This window comes from Pasteurella oralis (genome assembly GCF_002850605.1).
GTDB classification, from domain to species: Bacteria; Pseudomonadota; Gammaproteobacteria; order Enterobacterales; family Pasteurellaceae; genus Pasteurella; species Pasteurella oralis.
Genome location: NZ_NXGB01000016.1, coordinates 1 through 5,045, shown reverse-complemented (window position 1 = coordinate 5,045; position 5,045 = coordinate 1). Strand labels below are relative to the sequence as shown.

4 protein-coding genes are annotated in these 5,045 nt (G+C 30.1%); 1 reads left to right on the top strand and 3 read right to left on the bottom strand.

Annotated elements, in window-relative coordinates; all coding sequences use genetic code 11:
- The coding region (locus C0975_RS11435; protein WP_167383064.1) for an MFS transporter at positions 1 to 615 on the top strand (615 nt) is incomplete at its 5' end.
- 331 nt (positions 616 to 946) lie between these two features.
- Here C0975_RS11435 and C0975_RS11150 read toward each other — a convergent pair.
- The 3 genes from C0975_RS11150 to C0975_RS11140 are packed head-to-tail and all read right to left on the bottom strand — an operon-like array spanning position 947 to position 4,848.
- Positions 947 to 2,893: a MacB family efflux pump subunit gene (locus tag C0975_RS11150; RefSeq protein ID WP_101776442.1), complete on the bottom strand. Its 1,947-nt coding sequence runs from the start codon at positions 2,891 to 2,893 to the stop codon at positions 947 to 949.
- Complete coding sequence (locus C0975_RS11145; RefSeq protein WP_167383063.1) at positions 2,893 to 4,050, bottom strand: efflux RND transporter periplasmic adaptor subunit; 1,158 nt, start codon at positions 4,048 to 4,050, stop codon at positions 2,893 to 2,895. The genes C0975_RS11150 and C0975_RS11145 overlap by 1 nt, the downstream gene beginning before the upstream one ends.
- 27 nt (positions 4,051 to 4,077) lie before the next feature.
- Positions 4,078 to 4,848 (bottom strand): MipA/OmpV family protein, encoded by a 771-nt coding sequence (locus C0975_RS11140; RefSeq protein WP_167383062.1) that lies wholly within the window; start codon positions 4,846 to 4,848, stop codon positions 4,078 to 4,080.
- Positions 4,849 to 5,045: the final 197 nt, after the last annotated feature.

Here is a 5,045-nt window from a genome sequence, read left to right as displayed (position 1 = left end):
TGTTATGAGAACTCTAATAGTTCAGTGAATTTAATTAAGGGTATTTCTGAAGCAGCTCTTTGGATAAAAGAGAATAAATTATTTCTAAGAGTGGTTATATTGACAGCTATTAATAATTTTTTACATCCTATTTTATATTTAACAATTATATATCAATTGAGCTTTAATAATGTAGGGTTTGATATTACAGGCTATATATTATCTGGATTGGGAGTCGGCGGGATAATAGGGAGTATAATATCAAACTCTTTGTCTAAAAAGTTAAGTTTTAGCCAGTTAGTCATAGGTGTGAATATATTACGAATTTTTGTTTTTGCTGGTTTCATATTTTTCCCTACAGCGTGGGGATATTTTGTATTCTTCGTATTTAAAGCTATACTAGGGGAAGTATGGAATGTTTGTTACAATGTTTATACTATTCAGGAAATGCCTCACGCTTATGTCGCTAGAATATCTGGTCTTAGTGGTTTAATCATAAAGATATTTACTGCTATAGCGAGTCTTCTTGCGGGATACTTTATTAAGTATTTAGGTGTAGATAACGTATTGTATTTTCTAGTCCTATTAACTGTTGGGATGTTCCTGTTTACATTGAATATCAAAAAATACTATTAATAAAGATTAGTTTTTATTCTATGTCAGTATAGCCATTGTAAAAGAGAGCTAGGGTGAACTGTTCCTAGCTTTTTTAAACCATCAATTAATTTAATTGAAAAATTTTAAAATTCTATTTTCTCTTCTTTGTTTATAAGAAATATATTCAAAATGTCTATAAACTTTGACTATGGTTTATAGACAGTCTAAAAAATGTATATCCTATTTTTTTGTATAAATTGATTTACTTGTCTAGAAACCCTTAACTTTTAAAAGAAGAAAAGTTGCTAAATACAAGATCACAACACATTAAAATGTGTGATATTCAATAATATTTTGAATCTATTCTGGATTATTCTCTTGATAGCGCATCAACTGGCTTTAATCTTGCTGCATTTTTTGCAGGAAAATACCCAAAGATTATACCAATTAATGAGGAACATAAGAATGCAATCATAAATGACGATAGCGTAAATTGCATTTGTATCTCAGTATTAGCTAAAGAAAGTAACCCACCTAATAATAAAGATAGTAATATTCCAATAATTCCTCCAATAAGACTCATCATTGTAGATTCAATTAAAAATTGAGAACGAATATCTTTTTCTTTAGCTCCTATAGCAACTCGGATACCAATTTCTTTTGTTCTTTCTATAACGGAAACCAGCATAATATTCATTATTCCAATCCCTCCTACAACTAATGAAATAAAAGCAATCGATGAAATCATGAGAGTAAGTATTTTCGTCACGTTATTTAACGATTGTAAAAACTTACTACTACTGAACGTAAAAAAATCTTTTTGCCCATGTTTTGCAATTAAAAGATCTGTAATCGCTTGGTCAACTATTGCTGGTGATAGATTCTCTTTTAATTGTACTGTAATTTGTTGAAAATAAGGCTGATTGATCATCCTTGTCATTACTGAACTATAAGGGAGCCAAATTACGGCACCTTTTTCTTCATTTTGTAAACTAGGTGTTTCAATAACACCAATAATTGAGATAGGGATATCATCAATAAAGATAGTATTATTTGTTATCTCTTCGTCACCAAAAATCAGTTTTTGAGATTTTCTGTCTATCATTCCGACAGGATGCATTTCTTGAACATCAGTACTGTCAAAAAAACGCCCAGAAACTAATTTATAGTTTTTCAATGTAAAGAAATCTTGATCTACTCCATAAACAGTTGTTTTAATTGTTTTATTTAAAAAACGCAGCTTAGTAGAATGAAAAAATACAGGAGTAACACCTTTTAGATAAGGCTGTTGTTGTAATAATGCTAAATCAGTAACATTTAATGTTTGAACTTTATCAGCATCTTCATCTCCCCATTTACCAGGATAAATATCAATGGTATTAGTTCCCAGTGAATTGAATTCACTTAATACTTTATTTTTTGTTCCTTCACCTAATGCAATGACTGAAACGACAGCAACTATACCTATAATAATTCCTAACATAGTTAAGAATGTTCTAACTTTATGTGATAGCATAGTATTAAATGCCATCATAAAAGATTCCGTATAACTATACAGTAGATTATGATATACTGTCGTTGCCTCTTTTGTTGAAAAAGAAGCGATATTTTTTGTATTACATTTAAGTAAATTAGATTTAGTATCAGAGATAATTTCTCCATCTTTGATATTTATAATTCGACTTGCGTGCTGGGCAATATTCATATCATGGGTAATTAAAATAACAGTATGACCTCGTTGGTTTAATTCTATTAATATATCTAGTACTTCTTGGCTACTTTTACTGTCTAGTGCGCCTGTTGGTTCATCTGCGAGAATAATTTCGCCACCGTTCATTAATGCTCTTGCTATACTTACTCGTTGTTGTTGCCCGCCAGATAACTGGTTTGGTTTTTGTTCTAATTGTTTTTCTAACCCTAATTTACAAAGTAGATTTTTTGCTCGGATATATCTTTGTGTTTTATCCACCATTGAATAGATGGCTGGAATTTCAACATTTTTTATTGCACTTAAATGTGTTAATAAATGGTAACGCTGGAAAACAAAACCAAAATGGCTACAACGTAATTCTGCTAATTCATCGATAGATAATGTAGCAATATTTTTTCCATGGATAAAATATTCTCCATTATCAGGTACATCTAATGCGCCAAGAATATTCATTAGTGTCGATTTGCCAGAACCAGAAGCACCGACTATTGCAATCATCTCACCGGAATAAACTTTTAAATTAATAGATTTTAATACCGTAGTTTTTGTATTACCACTACGATAACTTCGTTCAATGTTCTTCAATTCAATTAGTGGTTGTGTCATTATAGTATATTATATATATCTTTTTCGTTAGAACTTAATGGTGTAATTGGTAATATGACTTTATCTTGAGCTGATAATCCACTTATTACTTCTATATGAGAATCATTCCTCAATCCTGTTTTAATGACTATTTGCTCTTTTTCCCCATTTTCACGTTCTTTTGTAACAACGTATTCATTCAGAGATATTTTTTTTCTTAAAGCAGAAAGTGGAATTGTTAGTACGTTTATACGTTTGTCCAAAGTAATTGTGACAAAAGCCGACATAGATATACGTAATTTATGTTCAGGGTTTGGGATTTTGAAAGTAGCGTAATAGTATATGGCGTTATTAGCATTTTCTGTTTGTTCATTTGTGTGAGTAGGTATAAGCTTAATTGACTCAAGCTTAGCATGAAATTTTTGATCGGGATCTCCTAATAATGTAAATGAAATAGGTGCGCCTGAAGGTATATGAGCTACATCAGCTTCTGAAATTTTAACATTGACTTTCATTGTATCAATATTAGCCAGAGTCATTAAAATAGGTACCTGCTGTATAGTTGCTAGTGTTTGTCCTATTTTTACAGGTATTGAGACAACAGTGCCATCAATTGGAGAACGGATTTCTGTATAACTGAGCTGTGTTTGCGCTCGTTCGACCCTAATTATCGCACTATTTAAATTGCTTTTAGCACTTCTAATTTCGGCTTTAGTAATGTCTAAACGCGCTCTTGCTTCATCTAATGTTTTCTGTGTTGTTGCTTGTTTTTTAATAAGCTTATTATAGCGATTAAAGTCGGCCTCATACTGTCGTAAAAGTATAAATTTAGTGTCTAAATTTGCCTGTGCATTTTCCATTTCTGCTTTAGCTAGATTTAATTCGGCTTGAGCTAATTGAGGATCAATTATTGCTAATAAATCCCCTTTTTTAACACTTTCTCCCTCAGAAACTAATATATTTTTTATTTGTCCTGATACCTGTGCCCCGATGCTCACCTGTTCAGATGCTTGTAATGTACCACTTGCTGAGATATTTTTTTGAATATCACTTTTAATGACATCAAAAATGATATTTTGATTTTCTTCATCATCATTTGAGTAAAAATAACTGAAAACAAAACTCAAAAAAATAGCAGCAACAATGGATTTTAGATATTTTTTAAATTTCAAAATCATAATCAGCTAATTTAATATGAGTTTACTTTAAAAAGAGTAAGATAATGAGAACGATGAACTAAGCTGTGAATCGCGTTTGACAATAGGAGATTGTTTAATTGCTTTAGAATATTTGGTCCAATCAATACTAAGATTCAGGTTTAAATTTTCTGTTAATGTATAAATAGTATTTATACTTATACCGATGTCATAAGAAGATTTAGGTTTGTATACAGACATAATCGCCCCACCTAATTCTTCTTTTTTAATACCAAAATAGTAGTCAGTGTATTTAGCTGAATAGTAATGAACAGAAATATTAGAAGATATAAAGAGTTTTTGTGTGATAGGATAAATTGTATTAATTGCTGTTTCTGCGCTTATTCCTCGCTTTCCACTACGAGCTTGTAAAGAGAGTGATGTATTATCTAAACCTAGATGATCTAAATCATAGTTAATTCCGCTACCAACAGTAATTTGTGATTTGCGATTTTTAATAGAATTGTATGGTAATAATAACTCTTTACTTTTAATTGGAAAACCATCAAAAAAATTACTAAATACAGAAATACTTAGATTATCATTAAGATTGGTTTCATAACCAACTTCATTAATACTACTTATGTAAAAATTGCCCCAATTGAATTCTAATATAGGAATTGGTGTTATTTTAACTGTGTTTTTAGTATGATAAATATTATTTGAAACGCCAATACCTGCACCAATATTTAAACTTATATTGGGTGTATTGTCTTCTGCCAAACCTATAGATGATGTAAGGCTTGCTAAACTTAAAAGTAAAAATTTATATTTTGACATATTTAACATAGCTCCTTCTAAATTTATGTATGTGCTTTTTTATCAGCTTAAAAAGTTACTCACTAGAGAAAGTAAAATTATGTTTACAAATTTGATCCTGCTATCGCTAATCAGAATCATTTATGTTTGCAATTTATCTGACAATAGGATGTATGATTAGTTCATCATATGGAAGTAAAAGTTTAATATTTAAGTTA